Consider the following 24,810-nt stretch of genomic DNA (forward strand, 5'->3'; position numbering starts at 1 on the left):
GTCGACGCCGGCGGTCAGAACGTCCACGTGGCGGCGCTCGCCGACGCGCTCGCCCGCCGCGGCCACCGCGTCGTCGTCTACACCCGCCGCGACGACCCCTCCCTCCCCCGGCGCGTGCCCTTCACCTCGGGAGTCGAGGTCGTGCACATCGACGCCGGACCGCCGCGCCGGGTGTCCAAGGACGAGCTGCTGCCCTTCATGGGCGACTTCGCCGTCGACCTCGCCGAGGAGTGGCTGCAGGAGCGGCCGGACCTCGTGCACAGCCACTTCTGGATGTCCGGGGTCGCCGCGCTCGACGCCTCCGAGCGGGTGGAGCGAGCCACGGGTCGGCGCGTGCCCGTCCTCCACACCTTCCACGCGCTGGGCGTGGTCAAGCGCCGCCAGCAGGGCGCGCTCGACACCAGCCCCGAGGAGCGCGCCTGGCTCGAGCCCGGAGTGGGTCAGAAGGCCGACGGCGTCGTCGCCACCTGCTCGGACGAGGCCTTCGAGCTCAAGGGGCTCGGCGTGCCGACCTCGCGCATCTCGGTGGTGCCCTGCGGAGTCGACATCGACCGGTTCTCGGTCGAGGGCCCGGTCGCGCCCCGCGGCGAGCGCTCGCGGCTGATGACCATCGGACGCCTGGTGCCGCGCAAGGGCATGGGCATCGCGATCGAGGCGCTCGCGCACCTGGTCGCGGCCGGCCACGACGCCGAGCTCGTCGTCGTCGGGGGCTCCGGCTCCGGCGACGCGCTGACGGCGGACCCCGAGTACCAGCGGCTGCACGGCGTGGCCGAGAGCCTCGGCGTCGCGGACCGCGTCGACTTCGTCGGCCAGCTCTCGCAGACCGAGATGCCCGCGATGCTCCGCTCGGCCGACGTCGTGGTCTGCGCGCCCTGGTACGAGCCGTTCGGCATCACTCCGCTCGAGGCGATGGCCTGCGGCGTGCCGGTCGTCGCCTCCTCCGTGGGCGGCCTGATCGACACCGTGGTCGAGGACGTCACCGGGGTCCACGTGCCTCCGCGCGACCCGGTCGCCCTGGCCGCCGCCCTCGGCTCGCTGCTGGAGGACCCCGACCGCGCCCGCGCCTACGGGGCCGCCGGCCGCGAGCGCGTCGAGTCCCGCTACTCCTGGGATCGCGTCGCCGCCGACACCGAGCGCGCCTACGTCACGACCCTCGCCGGCCTCGGCGACGAGTCGCTCCTCACCGGCGCCACGAGCGCACCCTCATCCCCCACCACCCGGAAGGCGGCTCCGCGACGATGACCATCGACACCGCGACCATCGACACCGTTCTGGACACCCCGGCCGACGCCGCCCGGCGCCTCGTCGACGACCACGTGGCGCGCGCGCTCGACGCGGTCGCGCAGCTGGAGCGCCACTCCGACAGGATCGCCGCCTGGGGCGTCGAGCTCGCCGACCGCCTGCACTCCGGCGCGCGCCTGCTCGCCGCGGGCAACGGCGGCTCCGCGGCCGAGGCGCAGCACCTCACCGCCGAGCTCGTCGGCCGCTTCGACGGCGACCGCGTCCCCTTCTCCGCCATCTCGCTGCACGCCGAGACGTCGAGCCTGACCGCGATCGGCAACGACTACGGCTTCGACCACGTGTTCTCGCGCCAGGTCACCGCGCACGCCCGGGCGGGGGACGTCGTGGTGCTGCTCTCCACCAGCGGACGCAGCGCGAACCTCCTCCACGCCGCGGAGGCCGCCCGTGCGGCGGGCGCCCGGTCGTGGGCGCTGACCGGCGAGGGGCCGAACCCGCTCACCGAGCTCTGCGACGAGGCGATCGCCCTCGAGGGCCACGGCTCCAACGTGCAGGAGGCGCAGCTGGTGCTCGTGCACGCGCTCTGCCGGGCCTTCGAGCACCGCATCCGCGCGCGGACGGCGGCCGCCTCGTGAGCCGCCTGCGCCTCGTCGTCGTCGGCGACGTGATGCTCGACGTCGACCTCTCCGGACCCGCCGAGCGGCTGAGCCCGGACGCCCCCGTCCCCGTGGTCGACGTGTCGGCCCGCAGCGCCCGCGCCGGCGGTGCCGGACTCGTCGCCCTGATGCTCGCCCGCGACGGGCACGAGGTGACGCTGGTGACCGCGCTCGCCGAGGACTCGGATCCGGACGTGGCGGAGCTGCGCGCCGAGCTGTCCGGCGTCCGCCTGGTCGCCGGGCCCTCGGGAGCGGCGACGCCGGTGAAGACCCGCGTCGCCGCCTCCGGCCAGGCCGTCGTGCGGATCGACCGCGGCTGCGAGACGCCGCCCGTCCCCGGCGTCACCGACGCGATGCTCGCCGCGCTCGCCGACGCCGACGCGGTGATCGTCGCCGACTACGGCCGCCGCCTGACCGAGGAGCCGTCGCTCCGCACGGCGCTCGACGCGCTCACCGTGCCGCTGGTGTGGGATCCGCACCCGCGCGGCTCGCAGCCGGTCGCCGCCACCTCCCTCGCCACCCCGAACCTGGCCGAGGCCACCGTCTTCTCGGGAGCCGTCGGCCGCGGAGTGACGCGCGCCGAGTCCGCCGCGACCACCCTCCTCGAGCGCTGGGGCTGCGGTGCGGTCACCGTGACGATGGGATCCTCCGGCGCCCTGCTGCGCTCCCGCGGCGCCGGCGTCCCGGTCGTCGCACCGGCCGTCGCCGTGCCGCCCACCGACCCGTGCGGCGCGGGCGACCGGTTCGCCGCCTCCGCCGCCGTCGCCCTCGCCGAGGGTGCGAGCACCTCGGAGGCGGTGCAGGCGGCGGTCGCCGCGGCCGGCGCCTACCTCCTCGCGGGAGGGGTCGCCTCCCTCTCCGCTCCCGCCGACCCCGCACCCCTCCACGGCGGCGGGGTGGACGCCCTGCGCGTCGCCGAGTCCGTCCGCGCGGCAGGAGGAACGGTGGTCGCGACGGGCGGCTGCTTCGACCTGCTCCACGCCGGCCACGCCCGCACCCTCTCCGCGGCACGCGCTCTCGGCGACTGCCTGATCGTCTGCCTCAACTCGGACGACTCCGTCCGGCGCCTCAAGGGCGCGGCGCGGCCGATCATCCCCGAGGACGACCGCGTCGACCTGCTGCTCGCGCTCGAGTGCGTCGACGCCGTGCTGGTCTTCGGCGAGGACACGCCGGACGAGGCGCTGCGCCGCATCCGCCCCGACGTCTGGGTGAAGGGCGGCGACTACTCCGCCGAGTCCCTCCCCGAGACGGCGACGGTGGCGGAGTGGGGCGGCCGGGTCCTGACCGTGCCGTACCACCCGGGCCGCTCGACCACCCATCTCGCCGCCGCGCTCGCGCGCGTCGGCTGACCCGCGGCCCACGAGGCCCGCAGACCACCCCCGGAAGGAAACCATGAGCACCACTCCCACCCCCATCGGCCGCGTCCTGATCACCGGAGGAGCCTCCGGGCTCGGTGCGGCCGTCGCCGCCGCGGTCACCGCCGCCGGCGGCACCCCGATCGTGCTCGACCGCGACGTCTCGTCGGTGAAGGAGGGCGTCGCCGCCTACCAGGTCGACGTCGCGAAGACCCGCGAGGCCGAGAAGGCGGTCGTCGAGATCGCCCGCGAGCACGGCGGGCTCGACGCCGTCGTGACCGCGGCCGGCATCGACCGCTGCGGCCGCCTCGTGGACGTGGAGCCGGAGCAGTGGGAGCGCGTCATCTCCGTCAACCTCCTCGGCACCGCGGCCGTCGTCCGGGCGGCGCTGCCCTTCCTCACCGAGACCCACGGCCGCGTCGTCACCGTCGCCTCCTCGCTCGCGATCAAGGCCGTCTCGGACGCGACCGCGTACTGCGCCTCGAAGTTCGGCGTGCTCGGCTTCACCCGCGCGCTCGCGGCCGAGACCAAGGGCGAGATCGGAGTGACCACGCTGATCCCGTCGGGCATGAAGACGCGCTTCTTCGACGACCGCGACGAGCAGTACAAGCCGGGTCCGGACGCGCTGCTGAACGACCCGGAGAACGTGGCGAACGCCGTCATGTTCGTCCTCGGCCAGCCGCGCGGCTGCGAGGTCCGCGAGCTCGTCATCACGCACGAGGAGGAGCCGTCCTGGCCGTGATCCGCTGATCCGGGCGCGCCCCGGATCCCCCTCCGCGAGACGCCGCCTCGGTTCGCACGCCCCGGCGCGTCGCGTACCGAGGTGGCGTCTCGCGGTTCAGCGGGTGGAGGCGAGCACCCCGCGGACGTCCTCGAGCACGGCCTCGACGCGCACGTCGCCGACGAACGTGACGTCGTGCTCGCAGCGCGGAGCGGTCCAGCCGACCTGCGTGGCGTCGCGCCCGCAGACCGGGCAGTGCGTGGTCCAGCTCAGCTGCACCCGATGGCGCTGCCGCCCGAGGGCCGCGGCGTTGATCGCGTTGCCCACCCAGAAGACCCCGACCGTCGGAGCGCCGACCGCGGCGGCGAGATGGCGGGGTCCGGAGTCGTTGCCGAGCACGAGGTCGGCGAGCGAGAGCAGCGGAGCGAGGTCCGGGAGGTCCACGACGCCCGCCCAGGAGACCGCTCCCGGCGCTCCGGCGACGATCTCGTCGGCGGCGGGCACGTCCGAGGCGTCGCCCACCACCAGCACGCGCGCGCCGTCCGCCAGCAGCTCCGTCGCCACGGCGGCGAAGGAGGCGGCGGGCCAGCGCCGGCGGGGATCGGTCGCGCCGGGGTGGATCAGCACCAGCGGGCCGCCCGCGGGCAGCGCCGCGGCGAGGCGGTCCCGCCGCTCCGGATCCACGGCGAGCGCCGGCTCGAGGCGTGTCGCGGGCGCTCCTGCCAGCCCGACGATCTCGAGCGCCCGCAGCATCTCGTGCTGGTAGTAGACGTAGGGGATCGTGCGCTCGAGCTCCGCGGCGTCGTCGGTGCGCGACCCGATCGTGTGGCGCGCGCCGAGGCGCTGGAGGAACGGGTTGGAGTAGCGCCCGCCGCCGTGCAGCTGCACGGCCAGGTCGAAGCGGCGCGCGCGCATCCGCTCGGTGAAGTCCTCGACGACCCGGGGGTCCTCCCCCTCTCCGTCGCGCACGCCCTGCGCCACCGGCAGGATCTCGACGTCGGCGATCGGCGACTCGACGCCCGTCAGCAGGACCCGGTGCGCGGGCGTCCCGAGCAGGGTGATCTCGGCTCCCGGGTAGGCGGCCGCGAGGGCGTCGATGGCGGGCAGCGCGAACAGCAGGTCGCCGAGTCCGCCGCCGCGCAGGACGGCGATTTTCTCGACTCCGGCGAAGGGCTCTCGGAGGGGGGCGATGGCGACCACGACGGGTTCCTCTCAGGTGCGGAGGGCGCGCGGGCGCCGCTCCGGGGACGGTGCACTCCTCCACTTCCCCGCCGGGACCGATCCGAAACCGGATCGGCGGCGAGCCCTCGTCGCCGATCCGGGGGCGGATTCCCGAGGCGGCGTGTCTAGGCGCGCACCACCCGGGTACCGGACGGATGCGTCCGCCACTCCGCGGGCGCCCCCGACCGAGAGGTGACCGTGACCATCGACATCACGACCCCCGCCACGACCGCCGCCGACGCCGTCCGCCGCGCGCGGACCGCGTTCCCCGCGTGGGCCGCCACCGCGCCCGCCGAGCGCGGCGCCCTGCTCCGTGCCGCCGCCCACCGCGTGGCCGAGCGCGAGCAGGAGCTCGCCGACCTCAACACGCAGGAGACGGGCAAGCCCGCCGGCGACGCCCTGGGCGGCGTCCGCGCCGGTGTCGACACGCTGCTCCAGTACGCCGAGCTCGGCCCGCTGCACCGCGGGAGGAGCCTGCGCGGAGGTGCCCTCAACGTCGATCTCGCCCTGCCGCACCCGCGCGGTGTCGTTCTCGCCCTCACTCCGTGGAACGACCCGGTCGCCGTCGCCGCGGGCCTCCTGGGCGCCGCGATCGTCTCCGGGGACGTCGTCGTGCACAAGCCGAGCGAGCGCAGCCCGGGGACGGGCGCCCTCTTCACGAGCATCCTCGCCGAGGCGCTGCCCGAGGGCGTGCTGACCCTGGTCGAGGGCGACGGGGCGGTCGGCGACGAGCTGGCGCGCACCGAGGGCGTCGACGTCCTCGCCCACGTCGGCTCGACCGCCACCGGCCGCGCGCTCGCCCGGGTCGCCGCCGTCACCGGCGCGCACGTGATCCTCGAGAACGGCGGCAACGACGCGCTCGTCGTCGACCGCGACGTCGATCCGGTCTGGGCCGCCGAGCAGGCCGCGCTGGGCGCCTTCGCCAACGCCGGCCAGATCTGCACCTCCGTCGAGCGGATCTACGTGCACCGCGACATCGCCGAGGCGTTCACGGCGGCGCTCGTCGCCGAGGCCGATCGCTGGAGCGCGGGCCCGCTCCCCCGCCTCGTCGACGCCCGCATGCGCGACGCCGTCCACGAGCACGTCACGGAGGCGCTCGACAGCGGCGCGCGCGCCCTCACCGGCGGCACCCCCGGGGACGGCACCTTCTACCCCGCGACCGTCCTGGCCGACTGCACCGAGTCGATGCTGGTGATGACGGAGGAGACCTTCGGGCCCGTCGCGCCGATCCGCGTCGTCGACTCCTTCGACGAGGGCCTGGACCTGGCCGCCGCGAGCCCCTACGGCCTGGCCGCCTCGATCCTCACCGCCGACATGGAGCACGCGCACCGCGCCGCGGCGACGCTGCCGGTCGGCACAGTCAAGGTCAACGGCGTCTTCGGAGGAGCGCCGGGCGGCAGCGCCCAGCCCCGCGGAGCATCCGGCTCCGGCTTCGGCTACGGCCCGGAGCTGCTCGACGAGATGACCACCACCACGGTCGTGCACTTCGGCCTGCCCGTTCTGCCGGGAGGCGCGCGATGAGCCTCGAGGGCTCGGCGCTCCAGCGGGCGAGCGCCCTCCTGGCGCACGTCCACGAGCGCCCGCCCGTCGTCGCCGTGATCGGGGACCTCATCCTCGACTCCTGGTGGCTCGGCGAGGCGGAGCGCGTCACGCGGGAGGCGCCCGCGCCGGTCCTGCGGCTCGAGGACGTCGTCGACGTCGCGGGCGGGGCCGCCAACACCGCCGCCAACCTGCGCGCGCTGGGCGCCGTCGTCCGCACGGTCGGCGTGGCCGGACGCGACTCCGAGGGCGACCGGCTCGTGCGCGCGCTCGAGCGGGCCGGCCTGGACACCTCCCGGGTCGTCCGCACCGGCGCCGCGACGACGATCAAGACCCGCGTGGTCGGCGGCGACAGCGTGATGCTGCGCGTCGACTCCGGCCCGCACCGCCCGGCCGACGACGAGCTGGCCCTGCTCGCCGGTGCCGCCGCCGAGGCCGCCGCGGGCGCCGACGCCGTCCTGGTCTGCGACTACGGCTCGGGGATCCTCCGCGAGGCCGTCGAGCGCCTGCTCGCCGTCGGGCGCCCCGGCCTCCTCGTGATCGACGCGCACGAGCTCGCCGACTGGGCCTTCGCCCGGCCGGACCTCGTCACCCCGAACGCCAAGGAGGCGGAGCGGCTGCTCGGCGGCTCCCTCGGCCGCGGGACGGAGCGGGCCGCCGCCGTGCGCGACGCCGCCGAGGAGCTGCGCACGCGCTCGGGCGCCCGGCACGTCGTGGTCACCCTCGACCGGGACGGCTCCACCGCCCTCGACGCCGACGGCACGGTCAGCCGCACCTTCGCTCAGCCCGCGGAGGAGAAGCAGGCGTCCGGCGCCGGCGACACCTTCGCCGCGACCGCCACCCTCGCCCTAGCCGCCGGCCGCTCCCTGGCCACCGCCGTCGATCTGGCGCAGGCCGCCGCCGACGTGGTCGTGCAGCGCCCCGGCACCTCCGTCTGCTCGGGCGACGACCTGCTCGCCTCCCTCGCCGCTCCCGGCGCCGTCGTGCTCGGCGAGGACGCCCTCGTCGAGGTCCTCGCGGAGCAGGCGCGCCGCGGTCGCCGCGTGGTCTTCACCAACGGCTGCTTCGACGTCCTGCACCGCGGCCACACGGCGTATCTCCGCCAGGCCCGCGAGCTCGGCGACGTGCTCGTGGTCGCGGTGAACGACGACGACTCCGTCCGGCGGCTGAAGGGCGAGGGACGGCCGATCAACCCGGAGGGCGACCGCGCGGGCGTGATCGCCGAGCTGGGCTGCGTCGACTACGTGACGCTCTTCGGCGGAGACACCCCCATCCCGCTGCTCGAGCGCGTGCAGCCCGACGTCTACGTGAAGGGCGGGGACTACAACCCCGACATGCTCGCGGAGGCGGCCGTCGTCCGCTCCTACGGGGGCGTCGTCACCACGGTCGGCTACGTCTCGGAGCACTCCACGACCGAGATGGTCCAGCGCATCCGATCGGCCGCGCCGTGACCAGCCGCCGGTGGTCCGGGCGCTGGGGGGTCCCCGAGGCTCCCCGGCAGCCGCTGATCGACGTGCTGGTGCCGACGGTCGGCCGCCGTGCCGAGCTCGCCGCCACGCTCGCCGGACTCGCCGCCCAGGACGACCCGCCCTTCCGCGTGATCGTCAGCGACCAGTCCGACGACGCGGTCGCCGAGAGCGACCCGACGATCCTCGCGATGCTGCGCGTGCTGGAGGCGCAGGGCCGGGCTCCGGTGGTGCGCCGGCACCTGCCCCGGCGCGGGCTCGCGGAGCAGAGGCACTACCTCCTCTCCCTCGCCACCGCCCCGGCCGTCCTCTTCCTCGACGACGACGTGTGGCTCGAGCCGGGCACGCTCTCGCGGCTGCACGAGGCCCTCGAGCGCCTCGACTGCGGCTTCGTCGGCTCCGCGGTGCAGGGCCTGTCCTACCTCGAGGACGTGCGCCCGCACGAGACCGAGTCGTTCGAGACCTGGGAGGAGCGCGTGGACCCCGAGCGGGTGCGGCGCGGAACCCCGGAGTTCGACCGCTGGCCGCTGCACAACGCGGCCAATCTCACGCACGTCGCCGCCCGCCTCGACGTCCCGGAGGGCGCCTGGCGCGCGTACCGGGTCGCCTGGCTGGGCGCGTGCGTCCTCTACCGCCGCGACGCCCTCCTAGCCGTCGGCGGCTTCGACTTCTGGGAGCAGCTGCCCCCGGAGCACAGCGGTGAGGACGTCGCCGCGCAGTGGCGCGTCATGGAGCGCTTCGGCGGCGCGGGCCTCGTGCCCAGCGGCGCCGTGCACCTCGAGACGCCCACGACGGTCACCGACCGGCGCGTCGACGCCTTCGACCGGCTCTTCGCCGAAGAGCACTCGTAACACTCAGCAAGGCGACGAAAGGACAGCACGATGGACGCACCCAACCCGATCCAGATCCAGAAGTACCTCTCGGGCATCGACTACCCCGCCTCGAAGGACACGATCGTCGAGACCGCCGAGAAGGAGGGCGCGGACGGCGACGTCCTCGAGGCCCTCCGTGCGATCCCGGACGGCGACTACGAGAAGCCCACCGACGTGAGCTCGGCCGTCTCGAAGGTCTGACCCCCTCCGCGGGACGCCGCTCCGGTACACGGCACGCCGTGCCTGCCGTACCGGAGCGGCGTCCCGCGATCGGCGATCGGCCGGCGCGGAGAGCCGGGGTCAGGCGGAGGCGTGCTCGCGCTCGCGCAGGACGCCGGACTCGAGCGCCTGGAACGACAGCACCTTGTAGCCCTCGGACTCGAAGAAGATCGTCGCCCGGTCGGCCTCGACGCTCATCACGGTGCCGGCGCCCCACTCGCGGTGCTCCACCGACTCGTCGACGCTCAGAGGGGCGTCCACGGGCGCCTCGACGGTCTCGCCGCTCGCCTCGTGCCGCTCGCAGCCGTCGCAGTTGCCGCACCACTCGGCCGACTCCACGCCGAAGTAGTCCAGCAGGACTCGGCGGCGGCACTGGCTGGTCTCCGCGTAGGCGCGCATCATCGACAGGCGCGACTCCGCGATCCGCTCGCGGGAGGCCAGAGCCTCCTTCACCGCGTGCACGGCCTCGTCGCCCGAGGCCTCGCGCGTGGCGCGCAGACCGGACCCGGTCTCCACCAGCCCCGCGTCCGCGAGATCGTTGACGATCCGGGCGATCGTGCGGGCCGGCTTCCCCAGCTCCTTCGCGAGAGCCGCGGAGTCGAGCCCCGGCTGCTCCGAGACGGCCGCCCAGATCACGCGCAGCGCGGCCTTGTCGACCGAGCGCTTGGCGAAGAAGCGGCGGAGACCCAGATCCTCGGCGCGGTAGTGCAGCGCGCCCGTCGCCGGCTCGCCGTCGCGGCCCGCGCGGCCGATCTCCTGGTAGTACGCGTCGAGCGACTCGGTGGTCGTCGCGTGCAGCACGAAGCGGACGTCGGCCCGGTCGATGCCCATCCCGAAGGCCGAGGTCGCGACGACGACGTCGAGCTCGCCGGCGCGCCACTGCTCGTGCACGACCTTGCGCTCGGACACCTTGAGTCCGGCGTGGTACGCCGCGACCCGGCGCCCCTCCGCCGCGATGTCGGCCGCGTAGGCCTCCGTCTCCTTGCGGGTGGCGACGTAGACCAGGCCCGGAGCCGTCCAGCTGCGGGCCTCCTCGACCACGGCGGCGCGCTTCTCGTTCTCGCTCTCGTGGCGGTGCACCACCAGCCGGATCTCCGGACGGTCGACGCCGTGCACCTGGATCTCGGGGTCGGTCATCCGGAGGCGCTCGATGATCTCGTCGCGCACCGGCCCGGAGGCGGTGGCGGTCATCGCGAGCACCGGCGGGTCGCCGAGCTCGCCGCGCACATCGGCCAGGCGGAGGTAGTCGGGGCGGAAGTCGTGGCCCCAGGAGGAGACGCAGTGCGCCTCGTCGACGACCAGGAGCGACACTCCCGCGGCCGCCAGGCGCGCCACGTTCTCGGGCTTGGCGAGCTGCTCGGGCGCCAGGAGCACGTAGAGCGGGCCGCCCTCGTCGATCCGGTCCCAGGCGCGGGCGACGGCCGCGGCGCCCTGGGAGGAGTTGATCGCGACGGCGGGCGGGGCCGCCGGAGCCGCCTCGATCGCGGCGAGCTGGTCGGCCTGCAGGGCGACGAGCGGGGAGACGACCAGGACGACGCCGCCGCGCTCGGCTCCGGCGATCTGGTAGACCGCGGACTTGCCGCCGCCCGTCGCCAGCACCAGCAGCGTGTCGCGCCCGGAGGCCGCCGACTCGATCGCCTCGCGCTGACCGGGGAGCAGCGACGACCAGCCGAAGTCCTCCCGGGCGATGCGGCTGACGGAGTCGGTGCGGGAGGAGTTCATAGCTCGACGCTACGACCAGACGGCCCCGGAGGCAGTCCGCTTGACAGCGCCGGGGAGCACGGTGAAGGCGCGTCGCCCGGCCTCGCGGCCCGCCTCTGCCCCCTCGTCCCCGCGCTGTCAACGTCCTGCGGAGGGGCCCGTCGCGTGCTGGGCTGGAGCCCCGACGAGAGGAGCCGACATGGCCGACCAGAACGTGAACGAGGACCTTCCCGGATCCGGCGGCGACGCCGTTCCGAACACCGGCGGCGCGCAGACGGTGCTGCCCGGCGAGGACGCGGCCGACGCCTCCGCCGCGGGGGCCGCTCCCGGGGGCACCGCGATCGACCGCGGTGTCACGGACGCCGTGACCGACGGCGACAGCGGAGGGGACACCGTCTCCGGCGACGCCGACCTGCCGGACGAGACCGAGGGCGCGGTCGGCAGCGACCCGGCGAGCGCCGACTGACGTCCCGCTCGGACGCGTCCGGCCCGCCGGATCCGAGGATCCGCGCGGGCCGGAGGCGCTCGTCCCTCCGCGGAGGAGGGCCCGGGCTCAGCGCCGGACGACCACCGGGTTGAACAGCGTGCCGATGCCCTCGACGTCCACCGCGACGGTGTCCCCGTTCGCGATCGGCCCGACGCCGGCGGGCGTCCCCGTGAGGATCACGTCCCCGGGGAGCAGCGTGAAGATGCGCGAGACGTAGGCCACGAGCTCGGGCACCCCGTGGATCATGTCGCCGGTGCTGCCCGACTGCTGCACTCGCCCGTTGACGCGGGTCTCGATCGCGCTCTCGTTCCAGACGAACTCGGTCTCGATGACCGGGCCGAGCGGGCAGAAGGTGTCGTAGCCCTTCGCCCGCGCCCACTGGCCGTCGGAGCGCTGGAGGTCGCGCGCAGTGACGTCGTTGGCGATGGTGTACCCGAAGACCACGTCCTCGTAGTCCTCCGCGCGGACGTTGCGGGCCACGGCGCCGATCACGATCGCCAGCTCGCCCTCGAACTCCACCTGCTGGCTGTCCTCGGGGAGGACGATCGCCTCGTCCGGGCCGATGACCGACGTGTTCGGCTTGAGGAACACCAGCGGCTCCGCCGGGGCGTCGCCGCCCATCTCGGCCGCGTGGTCGGCGTAGTTCTTCCCGATGCCGACGATCTTGGAGCGCGGGATCACCGGCGCGAGGAGCTTCGCCTCCGCGATCGGGATGCGCTCCCCCGTGGTGTCGAACCCGGCGAACATCGGGTCGCCGGCGAGCACGACCAGGTCGTCCTCGTCCACGATCCCGAAGTGGATCGCTCCCCCGTTGTCCCCGTCGCGCTGCGTGGCGAATCGTGCGATCTTCATGCGTCCAGCCTCGTCATCCATCCGTGCGTGTCCTCGCGGCGTCCGTACTGGATGCCGGTCAGCTCCTCGCGGAGCGACATCGTGAGCTCCCCGGCGGGCGCGCCCTCGCGGCCGACGGAGAAGCCCTCGCCCTTGAGCTCGGCGATCGGGGTGATCACGGCGGCGGTCCCGCAGGCGAACACCTCGACCACGTCGCCGGAGGCCACTCCGTCGCGCCACTCGTCGATGCTCACGCGGCGCCGCTCGACGCGGTGGCCGCGGTCCTCGGCGAGCTGCAGGACGCTGTCGCGCGTGATGCCCTCGAGGATCGAGTCCGATTCCGGGGTGACCAGCGTGCCGTCCTTCTTCACCAGCACCACGTTCATGCCGCCGAGCTCCTCGATCCACTGCGACTCCTGCGAGTCGAGGAAGAGGACCTGCGCGCAGCCGTGGCTGTAGGCCTCCTGCTGCGGGAGGAGGGAGGAGGCGTAGTTGCCGCCCGTCTTCGCCGCTCCCGTGCCGCCCTTGCCCGCCCGGGCGTAGGAGGTGGAGAGCCAGATCGACACGGGGGCGACGCCGCCCGAGAAGTAGGCGCCGGCGGGGCTGGCGATCACGTAGTAGCCGACGTCCTCGGCCGCGCGCACGCCGAGGAACGCCTCCTGCGCGAACATGAACGGGCGCAGGTAGAGGCTGGTCTCCGGCTCCGAGGGGACCCAGTCGCCGTCGACCGCGATCAGCTGCCGCAGCGACTCGACGAAGAGGTCCGTCGGGAGCTCCGGCAGCGCGAGGCGGCGGGCCGAGCGCTGCAGGCGGCGCGCGTTCGCCTCCGGGCGGAAGGTCCAGACGGAGCCGTCCTCGTGGCGGTAGGCCTTCATCCCCTCGAAGATCTCCTGCGCGTAGTGCAGGACGGCGGCGGCGGGGTCGAGCGCGAGCGGGCCGTAGGGCTCGACGCGGGCGCTGTGCCAGCCGTCCGTGCGGGTCCAGCGGAGGCCGACCATGTGGTCGGTGAAGTGCATGCCGAAGCCGGGGTTCGCGAGGATCCGGGCGCGCTCCTCGGCGGAGCGGGGCGCGGGGGCGGCGGTCACCTCGAAGGCGAGGTCGGCGGGGGCGGAGTCGGTGCTCATCGTGGTGGTGTCCTTCTGCGGGGGATCAGCGGAGGCGGGCGACGACGGAGTCGCCGATCGCGGCCGTGGAGCGCGGGGTGCCGTCGCGCGACTCGATGTCGGCGGTCACGGCCGCGGTGACGCGGGCGGCCTCGTCGCTCCGGCCGAGGTGGTCCAGCAGCATCGCGGCCGAGAGGATCGCGGCGGTCGGGTCGGCGAGCTGCCGTCCGGCGATGTCGGGCGCGGATCCGTGGACCGGCTCGAACATGCTGGGGAACGCGCCGTCGGGGTTGATGTTGCCCGAGGCCGCGAGTCCGATGCCGCCGCTGATCGCGCCGGCCAGATCGGTCAGGATGTCGCCGAAGAGGTTGTCGGTGACGATGACGTCGAACCTAGCAGGGTCGGTCACGAGGAAGATCGTGGCGGCGTCCACGTGGAGGTAGTCGACGGCCACGTCCTCGAAGGCGGCCCCCACCTCGTCGACGATCCGCTTCCAGAGGGAGCCGGAGAAGACGAGGACGTTCGTCTTGTGGACGAGCGTCAGCCGGGAGCGACGCGCGCGGGCGAGCTCGAACGCGTGGCGGACGACGCGCTCGACGCCGTAGGCGGTGTTGACCGACACCTCGTTGGCGACCTCGTGCGGGGTGCCCTGCCGGATCGAGCCGCCGGTGCCGACGTAGGGGCCCTCCGTGCCCTCGCGGACGACCACGAAGTCGACCTCGCCGGGAGCCGCGAGCGGCGAGGCGACGCCCGCGTAGAGACGGGTGGGCCGCAGGTTGACGTAGTGGTCGAGCTCGAAGCGCAGCCGCAGGAGCAGCCCGCGCTCGATGTTCGCGTCCCGGAGGCGCGGGTCGCCCGGTGCTCCGCCGACGGCGCCCAGAAGGATCGCGTCGTGCCCCGCGATCGCCGCGAGGTCCTCGTCGGTGAGGACGTCGCCGGTCTCGAGGTAGCGGGCGGCGCCGAGCGAGAAGGTGGTCGTCTCGAGCACCAGGTCGGAGTCGGCGGTGACGGCGTCGAGGACCTTGACGGCCTCGGCGGTCACCTCGGGCCCGATCCCGTCTCCGGGGATGACGGCGAGCTTCACGGTGCGGGGCATGGCGGTCCTCAGGCGTACGGGGTCGGAGTCCCCCCAGCGTACTCGCGGCCCGCCCGCGCCGCGGTCCGGGGCACGCGCCCCCCGTCGGGCTGGCGAGGGCCGCCCGGGAGGCGCTGCGCGTCCCGGGCGGCCTCCCTCGGGAGGAGAGGAGGAGCGTCAGCTCCGGCGGAGTCGCCAGGCGCCGACCGCGGCGGCGGCCAGCACGAGGACGACACCGAGCCAGGCCGACCAGCCGACGCCCGAATCGAACGCCGCGCTCGCCGACGCGACGAGGCTCGCGGCGGAGTCGGCGGGCAGCTCGCCGGCGACCGAGACGGCGCCGCCGAGGGTCTCCCCGGCCCGCTGCGCCTGCGCGGCGTCGAGGCCCTCGGGCAGCACGACTCCCCCGCGGTACACGGCGGTGAGGACCGTGCCGAGCGTCGCGGTGCCGAGGACGGCACCGAGCTCGTAGGCGGTCTCGGAGACGGCGGAGGCCGCACCGGCCTTGTCGGCGGGCGCGTTGGCCAGGATCAGCTCGTTCGACACCGTCTCGGCCGCACCGATGCCCAGGCCGAGGAACGCGAAGGCGACGGCGACGGTGAGCGCGGACGCTCCTCCGGGCGCCCCGCTGCCGAGGGCCAGCAGGATGTACCCGACGGCCGAGACCAGCAGTCCGGCCGGGACGACGAGGCGCGGAGCGACGCGGCGCGCGATCGGCACCACGCCGAGCCCGGCCAGGATCATCACGGCGAGGCCCGGCACGAGCACGAGGCCCGCCTCCAGGGGCGAGAGCCCGACCACGAGCTGCAGGTGCTGCGAGAGGAAGAAGAGCCCGCCGACCAGCGCGGTGACGCTGAGGAGGTTGACCACGATCGCCGCACTGAACGAGCCGCGGCGGAAGAGCGAGAGATCGAGCATCGGCGAGGCCCGGCGCTGCTGGCGGCGGACGAACAGAGCTCCCGAGACGACGCCCACGACGAGCGCCGCGACGCCGACCGCGTCGATCCCGTGCTCGGCGAAGGACTTGACCGCGTAGACGACCGGCGCCATGGTCGCCAGCGACAGCAGGATGCTGACCACGTCGACCGGGCCGGGCTGCGGGTCGCGCGACTCCGGCACCAGGATCGGCACCAGGACGACCAGCGGGAGCAGCACGGGCACCGCGAGCAGGAACACCGACCCCCAGGGGAAGTGCTCGAGCAGCACGCCGCCGACCAGAGGGCCGATGCCCGAGCCCACGGCGAAGCCGGTCGCCCAGATGGCGATCGCGAGGCGGCGCTGGTCGCGGTCGGGGAAGACGCTGCGCAGGAGCGAGAGCGTCGAGGGCATCAGCATCGCGCCGAAGAAGCCCAGTGCCGCGCGGGCGCCGATGAGCGCCGCGGCGGTGGGAGCGAACGCGGCCACGACCGAGACGGCGGCGAAGCCGACCGCGCCGACCAGCAGGAGGCGCCGCCGCCCGACGCGGTCGCCGAGACTGCCCATCGCCACCAGCAGGCCCGCGAGCACCAGCGGGTAGGCGTCGACGATCCACAGCAGCTCGGTGCCGGAGGGGCCCAGATCCTCGGCTATCGAGGGGAGCGCGAAGTTCAGCACCGTGTTGTCGACCGAGACCAGCAGCACCGGGAGCATCAGCACCGCGAGCGCCACCCAGGCGCGTCGCCCGACCCGGTCGGCGGCGCCGGCGGTGTCGTGGGTGGAGACGGGAGCGGTGCGCGCGGACACGGGGACGACCTTTCAGAGGAGAACGGAGAGAGTATACCGTCCAGCCGGTACAGTCGCCACTGATCCGCCGTAGGATGGTCGCCGTGCCTCCTGCCCCCGCCCGCGACCGCGTCCTCGACGCGTTCGAGCAGCTCCTCATCGAGCAGGGCGAGCGCGCCGCGACCCTCGACGCCGTCGCCCGCGAGGCCGGAGTCTCCAAGGGCGGGCTGCTCTACCACTTCCCCTCGAAGGACGCCCTCGTCGACGGGCTCCTGCAGCGCCTCGACGCGCGGCGGGAGGCGGACGTCGCGCAGAGCCTCGCCGCTCCCGAGGGCGTGGTCGCCTACCTGCTGCGCACCTCCTTCGCCGCCGACTCGGCCTTCGACCGCACGATCCTCGCCGTGTCGCGCATCGCGCAGGGGCACGACGAGCGCGCCAGCGGGGGCCTCGCGCGGATCCACGACAGCTGGAACGAGGTGGTCGCCGACGCCGTGGGCGACCCGCTCGTCGCCCGGGCGATCGTCCTGATGAGCGACGGGCTCTACTACAACTCCGCCCTGCTCCCCACGGGCTCGCAGTCGCGCGGCGAGGCCGAGGACGTCCTCGCGGTCGTCCAGCGCCTCCTCGGGAGCTGAACCGCGCCGCCCCGGCGGACCCGCTACAGCTCGACGACGCCGTCGATCAGGGTCACCGTCGCGCCGCCGATCCAGATCGCGCCGTCCGTGCTCTCGACGCGCACGCGCCCGGCTCGGCCCAGCGCCGCCCCCTGAGCGGCCGTGTAGCGCTCGGGCAGCACGCCGCTGCCGATCAGCCACTGGGCGATCCCCGCGTTGAGGCTCCCCGTCACCGGATCCTCGGACACACCGGCGTCGGGGATGAACGCCCGCACCTCGACCGCGCACTCGCCTCCCGCCGGATGCTCGCCCACGACGCCGAGGGGGAGCCCGGCGAGGAGAGCCTGGTCCGGCCGCAGCGCGAGGACCTGCTCCGCCGATGCGAGCCGCACGGCCAGCCAGCCGGGACCGTTGTCGACCCACTCGTGGTCGAGGATCTCCGCGCGCGGGATCCGCAGAGCCGCAGCCACCCGCTCGATCGTCGCCTCGTCGACCGGTCCGGTCCGCCGGCGGGGCGGGGCGGCGAAGGCGATGCCCTCCTCCGTCACCCGCAGTCGGACGAGACCCGCGGCGCACTCCTGCACGAGCTCCCCCGCCGCGCGGGCCGTCCCTCCGGCCGCGAGCCAGGCGTGCGCGCTCCCGAGGGTCGGGTGCCCGGCGAAGGGCAGCTCCCCGCCCGGCGTGAAGATCCGCAGCCGGTAGTCGGCCGCGGGGTCGCTCGGGCGGAGGAGGAAGGTCGTCTCGGACAGGTTCGTCCAGCGCGCGAACTCCGCCATCGCGGCGTCGCCCACGCCGTCGCCGTCGACGACGACCGCCACCGGGTTGCCCCGGAACGGCGCGGCGCCGAAGACGTCGACCTGAGCGAACCGCCGCGTGCTCACTGCTCGGTGATGTCGATCTCCTGCATGAGGTCGGCGTCGATCGCGACGCGGACCTTCTCGAGCAGGCCGTCGGGGGCGGGAGAGTCGATGGTGATCACCGAGAGCGCCTTGCCGCCCGCCTCGGTGCGCGCGATCTGCATGCCCGCGATGTTGACCGCGGCGTCGCCGAACTCATGGCCGTAGACCGCGACGATCCCGGGGCGGTCGACGTAGCTCATGACGACGAGGTGCTTCGCGAGGGGGACCTCGACGTCGTAGCCGTTGATCGCCACGATCTTCTCGACCTGCTTGGTGCCGGTCAGCGTGCCCGAGACCGAGATCTGCGAGCCGTCCGAGAGCGCGCCGCGCAGCGTGATCACGTTGCGGTACTCGTCCGAGACCGGCTCGGTGATCAGGCGCACCTCGATGCCGCGCTGCTCCGCGAGCACCGGCGCGTTGACGTAGGACACCGTCTCCGAGACCACGTTGGTGAACACGCCCTTGAGAGCCGCCAGCTTGAGGACCTTCACGTCGTAGCCGGCGAGCTCGCCGCGCACCTCGACGTCGATGGAGGTGACCGGCGAGTCCGCGAGGCCCGAGAAGACCTGGCCGAGCTTCTCGACCAGCGGGATGCCGGGGCGCACGTACTCGTCGATCACGCCGCCGGCGACGTTCACGGCGTCCGGCACGAGCTCGCCCGAGAGCGCGAGGCGCACCGAGCGGGCGACCGAGACGCCGGCCTTCTCCTGCGCCTCGTCGGTCGAGGCCCCGAGGTGCGGAGTGACGACCACGTTCTCGAGGGCGAGCAACGGCGATCCGGTCGGCGGCTCCTTCACGAACACGTCGAGTCCGGCGCCGGCGATGGTCTTCGCGACGAGCGCGCGGTGCAGCGCGTCCTCGTCGATGAGGCCGCCGCGGGCCACGTTCACGATGAACGCCGACGGCTTCATCAGCGCCAGCTGATCGTCCGAGATCATGCCCGTCGTCTCGGGGGTCCTCGGCATGTGGATCGTGATGAAGTCGCTCTCGGCCAGCAGCTCCTCCAGGGAGAGGAGCGTGACGCCGAGCTGCTGCGCGCGGGCGCTGGTCACGTAGGGGTCGTAGGCGACGACGTTCACACCGAAGGCCTGCAGGCGCGCGGTGATCAGCGCGCCGATGCGGCCGAGGCCGATGATGCCGACGGTCTTCTCGTAGAGCTCGACGCCCGTGTACTTCGAGCGCTTCCAGAGGCCCTGCGCGAGCGCGCTGTGCGCGGCGGGGATGTGGCGGGCGAGGCTCAGGATGTGGCCGACGGTGAGCTCGGCGGCCGAGATGATGTTCGAGGTCGGCGCGTTCACGACCATGACGCCCGCGGCGGTCGCGGCGGTGATGTCGACGTTGTCCAGGCCCACACCGGCGCGGGCGATCACCTGGAGCGAGGGGGCCGCGGCGATCGCCTCCGCGTCGACCTGCGTCGCGGAGCGCACCAGGATCGCGTGCGCTGTGGCGAGGGCCTCGAGCAGCGCCGGGCGGTCGGTGCCGTCCACGGAGCGGATCTCGAAGTCGGGACCGAGCGCGTCCACGGTGGCGGGCGAGAGTTCTTCGGCGATCAGGACGACCGGCTTTGTCACGAGAGGCGCTTCCTTCGGAGAGGGGACGGAGCGGGCACCGAGGCGGGGGCGTCGGCAGCCCCCCGACACTGTAGCGGAGGGGTGGGCGCGCCCCGCGCCGTGTGACGCCGCCGGTCAGCTCAGCGAGACCAGGCTCTCGACGCCGAGGACGAGCTGCACGTCGAGCGAGAGCGCCGCCGAGAGGCAGAGGGCCGCCGCGAGCAGTCCGACGCGCGCCGGGAGCCCCCGGCGGCGCCCGAGCAGGACGGCGGCGACGAAGCAGGCGACCGGCAGCACCAGGCCGAGCAGGAGCACCGCCCAGCCCGTCGGATTCAGATCGGTGCCGAGGGAGGCCGCGTAGCTGCGCAGGCCGATCAGGTTGCCGACCGCCTCCCAGACGTCCCAGGCGAAGAAGAGCGCGAACACCACGGCGGCGAGGACGGAGGCGGCCAGGCGCCGGCCGGGCCGGTCGCGCCGGCCGGTCCCGCCGAGGGTGGCCCGGGTCGAGTCGGTCATCAGGCCCCCTTGAGGAACGGCAGCGGAGCGAGGAGGACGAGTCCGGCGACCAGCCAGAGCACGCGGGTGCGCACCCGGGAGTCGCGGGTGGCGAGGAGCACCACGGCGAACCACACCGGCGGCGCCAGGACCGCCAGCCAGAGCCCGAGCGAGTAGAGGGCGCCGCCGAGCGCATCGCCCGCGAAGCCGGCCGCGGCGACCGGCGACTGCCGCGTCGCCGTGATCGCCCAGGCGATGGCGTACAGGAGGTAGAGGCCGGCCGCGATGCCCGCGGCGATCAGCAGAGCCGACGAGGACGCGGCCTCGTCGTCGGGGTCCTCGACCTCGGAGTCGTCGTCCGAGCCGTCGTCCGCCGGGCCCGCCCCCGCGACCGTGCGGGGCGTCCGGCGCACACGCGCCGTCCCCGCGGCGAGCGTCGGGTCCGCGCCCTCGCCCGCCCACTCCAGGGCCTCGTCGTCGGCGTCGTCCTCCGGGCCGGCGTCCGGCCCGCGGTCCACCGGCGGGGTCGCCGCGTCGTCGTCCTCCGGGGAGCGGCCCGGTCCACCATCGATCACCGCAACACCCTAGCCGCGCGCACCTCGCAGGAGGCTCGGAGCCCGCCGCCGCCTCCCCGACACCCGGCGGACACCCCGCGTCCTCCCCCGGGGGCGAGGCTGAACGGATGGACGACCGCCGCCGCCGCTTCGTCGCCCTCGGCGACTCCTTCACGGAGGGGGTCGGCGACCCGCACCCGCGCCTGCCGAACGGGGTGCGCGGCTGGGCCGACCGCGTCGCCGACCGCCTGGCGAAGGCCGAGCCGGGCTGGGAGTATGCGAATCTCGCCGTCCGCTCGAAGCGCCTCGCCCAGATCACCGAGGACCAGCTCGCGCCCGCCCTCGCGCTCCGCCCCACCCTGATCACGCTGTACGCCGGCGGCAACGACATCCTCGACCTCGGCACCGACACCGTCGATCTGATCACCCGCTACGAGGCGCTCGTCGACGCGCTCGCGACCACCGGCGCCTCCCTCGTGCTCTTCACCGGCGTCGACATCCCGGGACTGCCCGCCCCGCGGATGTTCCTGCGCCGCAACCACCTCTACAACAGCGCCGTCCGCCGGATCGCCCGCGAGCGGGGCGCGATCCTCGTCGACTACTGGGCGATGCGGGAGTTCCACTCCCCCGTGCTCTGGTCGCCCGACCGGATGCATCTCTCCAAGCGCGGCCACCGCGTCCTGGCCGGTCGCGTGCTCGACACGCTCGGCGTGCCGCACACGATCTCGACCGGGCCCTGGGACACCCCCGAGCCGCTCCGCCTCCGCGCGCGGCTGCGCGAGCAGCGCCGCTGGGCCGCCGACTGGGTCCTCCCCCTCGTCGGCCGCAAGCTGCGCCGGGTGACGCTCGGCGACCACCTCTCGCCCCGGTGGCCGGACCCCGTCCTCGTCCCGCCGAAGGGCGGTCTCCGCCGTCTCGTCCGCGAGCTCGAGCGGTAGTCGCGCCCCGGACGCGGAGGAGCCCCGGCCCGGCGAGGGGATCCCGGTGGACGGGTCCCTCGTCGGGCCGGGGCTCCCCCGGTCGACGCGGTGCGACTAGCGCGCGACGCTGCCGTCGGTGTAGTCCTCGTCGGTCTGCTTCCAGGCGAAGAGCTTGCGCAGCTCGCGGCCGGTCTCCTCGATCGGGTGCTTCTCGCCCTTGGCGCGCAGCTCCTGGAACTCGGGTCCGCCCGCGTCCTGGTCGCCGATGAAGCGCTTCGCGAAGGCGCCGCTCTGGATGTCGCCGAGGACGGCCTTCATGTTCTCCTTCACGCGCGGGTCGATGACGCGCGGGCCGGAGACGTAGTCGCCGTACTCGGCGGTGTCGGAGACGCTCCAGCGCTGCTTGGCGATGCCGCCCTCCCACATGAGGTCGACGATGAGCTTGAGCTCGTGCAGCACCTCGAAGTAGGCGATCTCGGGCTGGTAGCCGGCCTCGACGAGGGTCTCGAAGCCGTACTGGACGAGCTGCGAGGTGCCGCCGCAGAGCACGGCCTGCTCGCCGAACAGGTCGGTCTCGGTCTCCTCGGTGAAGGTGGTCTTGATGACGCCGGCGCGGGTGCCGCCGATGGCCTTCGCGTAGGACTTCGCGGTCTCCCAGGCGGTACCGGTCGCGTCGTTCTCGACGGCGATGATGTCCGGGATGCCGCGGCCGGCGACGAACTCGCGGCGCACGGTGTGGCCGGGGGCCTTCGGCGCGATGAGGATGACGTCGACGCCCGCGGGCGCCTCGATGTAGCCGAAGCGGATGTTGAAGCCGTGCGCGAAGGCGAGGGTCTTGCCCTCGGTCAGCGCGGAGGCGATCTGCTCGCTGTAGATCGCGCGCTGGTGCTGGTCCGGCGCGAGGATCATGATCAGGTCGGCCCAGGCCGCGGCGTCGGCGACGCTCTTGACCTCGAAGCCGTCGTCCTCGGCCTTGGCGGTCGACTTCGACCCCTCCTTCAGCGCGATGACGACCTGGACGCCGGAGTCGCGGAGGTTCTGCGCGTGCGCGTGGCCCTGCGAGCCGTAGCCGACGATCGCGACCTTCTTGGACTGGATGATGGAGAGGTCGGCGTCGGCGTCGTAGATGAGCTCGGTCACGTGGTGAGTCCTTTTCTGTAGTGGAGAGTTCGCGGTCAGTTCTTGAAGACGCGCTCGGTGATCGACTTGGAGCCGCGCCCGATGGCGAGCAGGCCCGACTGCGCGATCTCCTTGATGCCGTAGGGCTCGATCACCCGCAGGAACGCGTTGGTCTTGCCGGTGTCGCCGGTGACCTCGATCACCAGGGCGTCCGTCGCGACGTCGACCACGCGGGCGCGGAAGAGCGTGACGGCCTCGAGCACCTGCGAGCGCGTGACGTTGTCGACGCGGACCTTGACGAGCAGGTGCTCGCGCTGGACCGACTGGTCGGTGTCGAGCTCGACGATCTTGATCACGTTGACGAGCTTGTTGAGCTGCTTCGTGACCTGCTCGAGCGGCAGGTCCTCGACGTCCACGGCGACCGTGATGCGCGAGAGCCCGGCCAGCTCGGTCGGACCGACCGCCAGCGACTCGATGTTGAAGCCGCGGCGGGCGAACAGCCCGGCGACACGGGTGAGCAGTCCCGGCTTGTCCTCGACGAGCAGGGAGAGAACGTGGTGCGTCATGCGGGTCTACTCCTCGTCGTCCCAGGTCGGGCTGTGGTCTCGGGCGTACTGGACGTAGCTGTTGGACACGCCCTGCGGGACCATCGGCCAGACCATGGAGTCGCGGCTGACGACGAAGTCGATGACCACGGGCCGGTCGTTGGTGGCGATGGCGAGACGGATGGCGTCGTCGATCTCCTCCGGCTTCGTGACGCGGATGCCGAGCGCGCCGTAGGCGTCGGCGAGCTTCACGAAGTCGGGCACCCGGACGGTGTCGTGACCCGTGTTGAGGTCGGTGTTGGAGTAGCGGCCCTCGTAGAACAGGGTCTGCCACTGGCGCACCATGCCGAGCGAGGAGTTGTTGATCACCGCGACCTTGATCGGGATGTCGTTGATCGTGCAGGTGGCGAGCTCCTGATTGGTCATCTGGAAGCAGCCGTCGCCGTCGATCGCCCACACGGTGCGCTCGGGCTCGCCGACCTTGGCGCCCATCGCCGCGGGCACGGAGTAGCCCATGGTGCCGGCGCCGCCGGAGTTCAGCCACGAGTTGGGGCGCTCGTACTTGATGAACTGCGCCGCCCACATCTGGTGCTGGCCGACGCCGGAGGCGAAGACGCCCTCGGGGCCGGTGATCTCGCCGATGCGCTTGATGACGTACTGCGGTGAGAGCAGGCCGTCGTTCGGCTCGGTGTAGCCGAGCGGGAACTCCGTCTGCAGGCCCTTGAGGTAGCTCCACCACTCGGAGGTGTCGGCGCGGCCGTCGGCGGAGGCCTTGGCGAACGCGTCGGTGAGGTCCGGGAGGACGTCCTTCAGGTCGCCCACGATCGGCACGTCGGCGGTGCGGATCTTGGAGATCTCGGCCGGATCGATGTCGACGTGCACGACCTTGGCGTGGGGCGCGAAGAGCGCCGCCTTGCCGGTCACGCGGTCGTCGAAGCGCGAGCCCAGCGCGAGGATCAGGTCCGCCTCCTGCAGCGCGAGCACCGCGGGGACGGTGCCGTGCATGCCGGGCATGCCCAGGTGCTGCTCGTGCGAGTCCGGGAACGCTCCGCGCGCCATCAGCGTGGTCACCACGGGAGCGCCGCAGGCCTCGGCGAACGCCTTCAGCTCGGCGGCCGCGCGGGCGCGGATGATGCCGCCGCCCACGTAGAGCACCGGCTTCCTCGACTCGACCAGCAGCTGGGCCGCGGCCTGGATCTGCTTGCCGTGGGCCTTCGTGACCGGCCTGTATCCGGGCAGGTCGATCTTCGGCGGCCAGAGGAACGGCGCCTGGTCCTGCTGCGCGTCCTTCGTGATGTCGACCAGCACGGGGCCGGGGCGGCCGGTGGTGGCGATCAGCGCGGCGGAGGCGAGGGCCGAGGGGATGTCCTCGGGACGCGTCACGAGGATGGAGTGCTTCGTGATCGGCATCGTGATGCCGACGATGTCCGCCTCCTGGAACGCGTCGGTCCCCATGAGCGTCGAGAACACCTGGCCGGTGATCGCGAGCATCGGGACCGAGTCCATGTAGGCGTCCGCGATCGCGGTGACCAGGTTGGTCGCTCCGGGGCCCGAGGTCGCGATGCAGACGCCGAGCCTGCCGGTCGCCGAGGCGTAGCCCTCGGCGGCGTGGCCGGCGCCCTGCTCGTGGCGGACCAGGATGTGCCGGATCTTCGAGGAGTCCATCAGCGGGTCGTAGACCGGGAGGATCGCGCCGCCGGGCAGGCCGAAGACGTCCTCGATCCCGAGCATCTCGAGCGAGCGGACGACCGCCTGCGCTCCGGTGAGGACCTCGGCCGCGGGGGCGGCCCCGGGAGCGTGGGCGGGTCGGGGTGGCTGGGGCGTCGGTGCGGGCTGCACGGCGGACGGATCCGGAGTCATGCGGGTGTCGATTCCTTCAGGAGGTGGTGCGGCGGCGGGCAGAGCCGGAGGCGAGTGCCCGGGAACGC

The 24,810-nt window shown here is 73.9% G+C and carries 24 protein-coding genes; 11 read left to right on the forward strand and 13 right to left on the reverse strand.

Annotated elements, in window-relative coordinates:
• The 4 genes from C5C74_RS11980 to C5C74_RS11995 form a co-directional block, all read left to right on the forward strand.
• The coding region (locus tag C5C74_RS11980) for a glycosyltransferase (protein WP_104351604.1) at positions 1–1,242 on the forward strand (1,242 nt) is incomplete at its 5' end.
• Complete coding sequence (locus tag C5C74_RS11985; protein ID WP_104223523.1) at positions 1,239–1,874, forward strand: SIS domain-containing protein; 636 nt, start codon at positions 1,239–1,241, stop codon at positions 1,872–1,874. The genes C5C74_RS11980 and C5C74_RS11985, both read left to right, overlap by 4 nt.
• 5 nt (positions 1,875–1,879) lie before the next feature.
• On the forward strand, positions 1,880–3,244 hold the full coding sequence (locus C5C74_RS11990) for a PfkB family carbohydrate kinase (protein ID WP_104351614.1): 1,365 nt from the start codon (positions 1,880–1,882) through the stop codon (positions 3,242–3,244).
• Between the two features lie 43 nt (positions 3,245–3,287).
• Positions 3,288–3,992: an SDR family oxidoreductase gene (locus C5C74_RS11995; RefSeq protein WP_104319212.1), complete on the forward strand. Its 705-nt coding sequence runs from the start codon at positions 3,288–3,290 to the stop codon at positions 3,990–3,992.
• 96 nt (positions 3,993–4,088) lie between these two features.
• Here C5C74_RS11995 and C5C74_RS12000 read toward each other — a convergent pair whose 3' ends face one another.
• Entirely contained in the window at positions 4,089–5,171 is a 1,083-nt protein-coding gene (locus C5C74_RS12000; protein ID WP_104351605.1) for a glycosyltransferase family 9 protein, read from the reverse strand.
• 219 nt (positions 5,172–5,390) lie between these two features.
• On the opposite strand from C5C74_RS12000, the gene C5C74_RS12005 reads away from it, so the two are divergent.
• The 4 genes from C5C74_RS12005 to C5C74_RS12020 are packed head-to-tail and all read left to right on the forward strand — an operon-like array spanning position 5,391 to position 9,270.
• On the forward strand, positions 5,391–6,713 hold the full coding sequence (locus tag C5C74_RS12005) for an aldehyde dehydrogenase (RefSeq protein WP_258064160.1): 1,323 nt from the start codon (positions 5,391–5,393) through the stop codon (positions 6,711–6,713).
• A complete protein-coding gene (gene rfaE2, locus C5C74_RS12010; RefSeq protein ID WP_104351606.1) occupies positions 6,710–8,182 on the forward strand; it encodes a D-glycero-beta-D-manno-heptose 1-phosphate adenylyltransferase in 1,473 nt (490 codons plus the stop codon). The genes C5C74_RS12005 and rfaE2 overlap by 4 nt, the downstream gene beginning before the upstream one ends.
• A complete protein-coding gene (locus C5C74_RS12015) occupies positions 8,179–9,048 on the forward strand; it encodes a glycosyltransferase family A protein (protein ID WP_219813475.1) in 870 nt (289 codons plus the stop codon). The genes rfaE2 and C5C74_RS12015 overlap by 4 nt, the downstream gene beginning before the upstream one ends.
• A gap of 30 nt (positions 9,049–9,078) precedes the next feature.
• Entirely contained in the window at positions 9,079–9,270 is a 192-nt protein-coding gene (locus tag C5C74_RS12020) for a DUF2795 domain-containing protein (RefSeq protein WP_104223528.1), read from the forward strand.
• Positions 9,271–9,369: 99 nt separating this feature from the next.
• Here the strand turns inward: C5C74_RS12020 and C5C74_RS12025 are convergent, their stop codons facing one another.
• A complete protein-coding gene (locus C5C74_RS12025; RefSeq protein ID WP_104239270.1) occupies positions 9,370–11,010 on the reverse strand; it encodes a RecQ family ATP-dependent DNA helicase in 1,641 nt (546 codons plus the stop codon).
• Positions 11,011–11,188: 178 nt separating this feature from the next.
• Between C5C74_RS12025 and C5C74_RS12030 the strand changes: the two genes are divergently transcribed.
• Complete coding sequence (locus tag C5C74_RS12030; RefSeq protein ID WP_104226254.1) at positions 11,189–11,455, forward strand: hypothetical protein; 267 nt, start codon at positions 11,189–11,191, stop codon at positions 11,453–11,455.
• A gap of 87 nt (positions 11,456–11,542) precedes the next feature.
• On the opposite strand, the gene C5C74_RS12035 is transcribed toward C5C74_RS12030, so the two are convergent.
• The 4 genes from C5C74_RS12035 to C5C74_RS12050 form a co-directional block, all read right to left on the reverse strand.
• Positions 11,543–12,328: a fumarylacetoacetate hydrolase family protein gene (locus tag C5C74_RS12035; protein WP_104247446.1), complete on the reverse strand. Its 786-nt coding sequence runs from the start codon at positions 12,326–12,328 to the stop codon at positions 11,543–11,545.
• A complete protein-coding gene (locus C5C74_RS12040) occupies positions 12,325–13,431 on the reverse strand; it encodes a branched-chain amino acid aminotransferase (RefSeq protein ID WP_104226252.1) in 1,107 nt (368 codons plus the stop codon). Before C5C74_RS12040 ends, C5C74_RS12035 begins: the two co-directional genes overlap by 4 nt.
• 25 nt (positions 13,432–13,456) lie before the next feature.
• Positions 13,457–14,506, reverse strand: coding sequence for a 3-isopropylmalate dehydrogenase (locus tag C5C74_RS12045; protein ID WP_104351607.1), 1,050 nt, complete (start codon positions 14,504–14,506; stop codon positions 13,457–13,459).
• 156 nt (positions 14,507–14,662) lie between these two features.
• On the reverse strand, positions 14,663–16,207 hold the full coding sequence (locus C5C74_RS12050; protein WP_258064161.1) for an MFS transporter: 1,545 nt from the start codon (positions 16,205–16,207) through the stop codon (positions 14,663–14,665).
• Positions 16,208–16,281: 74 nt separating this feature from the next.
• Between C5C74_RS12050 and C5C74_RS12055 the strand changes: the two genes are divergently transcribed.
• A complete protein-coding gene (locus C5C74_RS12055) occupies positions 16,282–16,821 on the forward strand; it encodes a TetR/AcrR family transcriptional regulator (RefSeq protein WP_208543367.1) in 540 nt (179 codons plus the stop codon).
• A gap of 23 nt (positions 16,822–16,844) precedes the next feature.
• Here the strand turns inward: C5C74_RS12055 and C5C74_RS12060 are convergent, their stop codons facing one another.
• The 4 genes from C5C74_RS12060 to C5C74_RS12075 form a co-directional block, all read right to left on the reverse strand.
• The gene (locus C5C74_RS12060) at positions 16,845–17,681 is read right to left on the reverse strand and encodes a PhzF family phenazine biosynthesis protein (RefSeq protein WP_104351608.1); all 837 of its coding nucleotides are present in this window, start codon (positions 17,679–17,681) and stop codon (positions 16,845–16,847) included.
• Positions 17,678–19,270 (reverse strand): phosphoglycerate dehydrogenase, encoded by a 1,593-nt coding sequence (gene serA, locus C5C74_RS12065; protein WP_104351609.1) that lies wholly within the window; start codon positions 19,268–19,270, stop codon positions 17,678–17,680. The genes C5C74_RS12060 and serA overlap by 4 nt, the downstream gene beginning before the upstream one ends.
• A gap of 114 nt (positions 19,271–19,384) precedes the next feature.
• On the reverse strand, positions 19,385–19,765 hold the full coding sequence (locus C5C74_RS12070) for a hypothetical protein (protein WP_104272734.1): 381 nt from the start codon (positions 19,763–19,765) through the stop codon (positions 19,385–19,387).
• Positions 19,765–20,319 (reverse strand): DNA polymerase III subunit gamma/tau, encoded by a 555-nt coding sequence (locus C5C74_RS12075; protein ID WP_104351610.1) that lies wholly within the window; start codon positions 20,317–20,319, stop codon positions 19,765–19,767. Before C5C74_RS12075 ends, C5C74_RS12070 begins: the two co-directional genes overlap by 1 nt.
• A 107-nt stretch (positions 20,320–20,426) precedes the next feature.
• On the opposite strand from C5C74_RS12075, the gene C5C74_RS12080 reads away from it, so the two are divergent.
• On the forward strand, positions 20,427–21,236 hold the full coding sequence (locus tag C5C74_RS12080) for an SGNH/GDSL hydrolase family protein (RefSeq protein ID WP_104351611.1): 810 nt from the start codon (positions 20,427–20,429) through the stop codon (positions 21,234–21,236).
• Positions 21,237–21,332: 96 nt separating this feature from the next.
• Here C5C74_RS12080 and ilvC read toward each other — a convergent pair whose 3' ends face one another.
• Genes ilvC through C5C74_RS12095 form a run of 3 tightly spaced genes read right to left on the reverse strand, consistent with a single transcriptional unit; the run spans position 21,333 to position 24,742 of the window.
• A complete protein-coding gene (gene ilvC, locus C5C74_RS12085; protein ID WP_104223539.1) occupies positions 21,333–22,358 on the reverse strand; it encodes a ketol-acid reductoisomerase in 1,026 nt (341 codons plus the stop codon).
• A 35-nt stretch (positions 22,359–22,393) separates the two neighbouring features.
• Positions 22,394–22,903, reverse strand: coding sequence for an acetolactate synthase small subunit (gene ilvN / locus C5C74_RS12090; RefSeq protein WP_104223540.1), 510 nt, complete (start codon positions 22,901–22,903; stop codon positions 22,394–22,396).
• 6 nt (positions 22,904–22,909) lie between these two features.
• Entirely contained in the window at positions 22,910–24,742 is a 1,833-nt protein-coding gene (locus C5C74_RS12095) for an acetolactate synthase large subunit (RefSeq protein WP_104226247.1), read from the reverse strand.
• Between the last annotated feature and the right edge of the window lie 68 nt (positions 24,743–24,810).

This window comes from Rathayibacter sp. AY1E8, assembly GCF_002931415.1.
In the GTDB taxonomy this organism is placed as follows: Bacteria; Actinomycetota; Actinomycetes; order Actinomycetales; family Microbacteriaceae; genus Rathayibacter.